This is a genomic window from Kitasatospora sp. NPDC059722 (assembly GCF_042733235.1).
In the GTDB taxonomy this organism is placed as follows: Bacteria; Actinomycetota; Actinomycetes; order Streptomycetales; family Streptomycetaceae; genus Kitasatospora.
In genome coordinates this window covers 1-2,743 of record NZ_JBHWGD010000253.1, presented here as the reverse complement: position 1 = coordinate 2,743, position 2,743 = coordinate 1, and the positions used below count along the sequence as shown (strand labels likewise).

The 2,743-nt window shown below is 79.7% G+C and carries 2 protein-coding genes; both read right to left on the bottom strand.

What is annotated here, in order from left to right:
- On the bottom strand, window positions 1–1,844 hold a 1,844-nt coding region (locus tag ACFV4F_RS43065), incomplete at its 3' end, for an ATP-binding protein (protein ID WP_380511448.1).
- 329 nt (window positions 1,845–2,173) lie between these two features.
- Window positions 2,174–2,743, bottom strand: a 570-nt coding sequence (locus ACFV4F_RS43060; RefSeq protein WP_380511445.1) for a LuxR C-terminal-related transcriptional regulator, incomplete at its 5' end; no start/stop codon positions are given.

Sequence of the window (2,743 nt, the reverse complement as noted above, 5' to 3'; positions counted from 1 at the left end):
GCACCGGCCTGGTCGCGCGGGCGGCCGCCGACGGCGAGCTGCCAGGCCCGGACCGCTGCCTGCGCGGGGACCGTCGGGCACGGCGGCAGCTGCGGCAACTCGGGCAGCGGAAGGGCGGACTCGCCGTCATCGGCCGGGTCGGCGCACCAGAAGAGCGCGAGCAGCTCGTCGTGGTACGGCTCCTCCGGCCGGGGCAGCGTCTCGGCGACGGCCCGCCGCACGACGGTGGCCGCACCCCCGGTGAGCCCGAGGTCGGCGGCGCGGACGCGCAGGGCGGAGGTGGGGGTGGGGGTGGTCGGGGTGGTGAGCGCCGAACACGGGCCGGCCTCGGCGGCAGCCGCGTACGAACCCGCGGCAGAACCAGGGCAGGCGGGCGAATCCGGGTACGCGGCACGCGGCGGCAGAGCGGCGAGCTCCGAACACGGGCCCACCTCGGCGGCAGCCGCGAACGAACCCGCGGCGGCATCGGCGGCAGCGAGGTACGAACCCGCGGCGGGGCCGGCGGCGGCGGGGCGGCGGAGGATCGCGTCGAGGGTGTGGTCGCCGGCTTCGGGTTCGGCGATCAGGTGGGTGGCGGCGAGTTCGAGGGTGAGGCGGGCGTGTTCGGCGGGTGCGGGGCGTTCGGCGAGGGCGCGGCCGAGCAGGGCGGCGGCGTGCCGCTGGTTCTGCCGCCGGGCGGCGGCCTCGGCGGCGGTCTGCAGGGCCCGGACGGCCCAGGGGCGGCCGGCGGGGGCCGCGCCGAGCAGCAGGGCGGCCACCGCGAGGTCGTCGGCGGCGGCCCGGTGGGCCAGTTCCGCGGCCCGGGTGTGCAGGTCGGCGCGCTCGGCCGCGGTGGCGGCGGCCAGGACGCGGGAGCGCAGCGCCGGGACGAGCAGCGGTTCGACGCCGGGGCCGGCGATGACGCCGGGCAGTTCGGCGAGGACGGCGCGCAGCCGGGCCTCGTTCAGGGTGTCGAGGCCCGCGAGGAGGCAGGTGAGCGGGAAGTCGAGCAGGTCGCCGCAGACGGCCAGCGCCCGCACCACGGCCACCACCTCGTCGCTGTGCCCGCGCAGGGCGCGCATCAGGTGGTCGCCGGTCACGGTGCCGCCGAGGGCGGCGAGTTCGGGCACGCGGGCGAGGACGGGGCGGTGGCCGTCGCCGGCGAACCGCCGCAGGATGTCGTCGAGGACCTCGGGGTGTCCGGCGGAGATCCGGCCCGCCGCCGTGGCGAACCCCTCCTCCCCCGGGCCGCCGCAGGCCCGCAGCACGGTGCCCGCGACGTCGGTGCCGTCCAGGGGCCCGAGGGCGAGCCGGTGGACGGCGGCCGCGCCGGAGGTCCCGGCCAGCAGGTCGTACCAGTCGGGGTCGGGCGTTCCGAGGCGGCTGCCGCCGCACAGCAGCACGAGCGGGACGCCGGCCCAGCGCCGGGAGAGCGCACCCAGCCAGTGCAGGGACCGCGCGTCGAGCCACTGGGCGTCTTCCAGTGCGAGGACGGTCGGCCGGCTCCTGGCGGCGCGCAGTAACTCGGCGAGGCCGGAGAGGGGACCGTCGAGGCGGTGGTCGAGCGGCCCGTCGAGGGAGCCGAGCCACTGGGCGACGGCCCCGAGGGCCGGCCCCGACTCGGCGTGGGCGGCGCGGGCCCGCAGGACCCGCAGCCCGGCCCGCTCGGCTCGGGTGGCCCCCCACCGGACCAGCGCGTTCTGTCCGTAACCGAGCGCACCGGTGACGGCCACGACGACCGGGCGGGCGCCGGCGGTGGCCGGGGCGGCGGCAGTGGCCGGGGCAAAGGCAGCGTCGAGGACGGAGGCGAGGGCGGCACGCTCGCGCTGCCGCGCGCGTGGCGGGCTCGCGTCCGACGGAACCATGGGCGCCGATCGGGCACCGGGGTGCGCCGGGTCGAGCGCGCGCTGCCCTCCCGGCGCCGGAACCGCGGCCCCGGTTCTCGCCGCCCCCTCGTCGACGTGCGCGCCTTCAGCGGCATCGGTCTCGATCGGGGGCGCGCCGTGGGTGGGCGGCAGCCCGGGACCGTCCGGGGCCTCGGGCCTGGTCGGCCGGGCCGTCGACGGGGTCGCCGTGGGGTCGCGAGTCTCGCCCCACGGGCTCACAGGAACGTCGTTCATCCAGTTCACCCGGGTCTCGGGCTCCCTTGCCGTGTGAGGTGCGCCGGATCGGCGCGGGGTGGAGGTGGTGGTCGTCAGCCGGTCGGCCCGCCGGCCGGGGGCGGTTCCTCGGCGGCCCGGACGGCGCCGCGGCGGGCACCGTCGAGGGCGGGTGCGAGGCCGTCCCGGCGGGTGACGCCGAGTTTGCGGTAGACGCTGGTCAGGTGGGACTCGACGGTGCGCACGGTGACGAAGAGGGTGCGCGCGATCTGCCGGTTGCTCGCGCCGTCGACGGCGAGGCCGGCGACCCTGAGTTCGGCGCCGGTGAGCAGGTCGGCGGCGGAGGTGGCGACCTCGGGCATCCGGCCGCCGGCGGTGATCAGCAGGCGGCGGGCGGCCCTGGCGAGGGCGAGGGCGCCGCAGCCGCCGGCGAGGGCGGTGGCGGTCCGCAGGTGTTCGCGGGCGCCGGCCGGGTCGCCGGCGAGGAGGAGCGCGCGGCCGAGGCCGAACTCGGCGCGGGCGTGTTCGGCCCGGGCCGGTGAGGCGGCGAGCAGGTGGACGGCCTCGGCGAGGCGGTCGAGGCCGGCCCGGCCGGGGGTCACGGCGCCGGCGGCGAGGGCGGCGAGGCCGAGGGCGCGGGCGGGGCCCCAGCGGGCGGCCAGGTC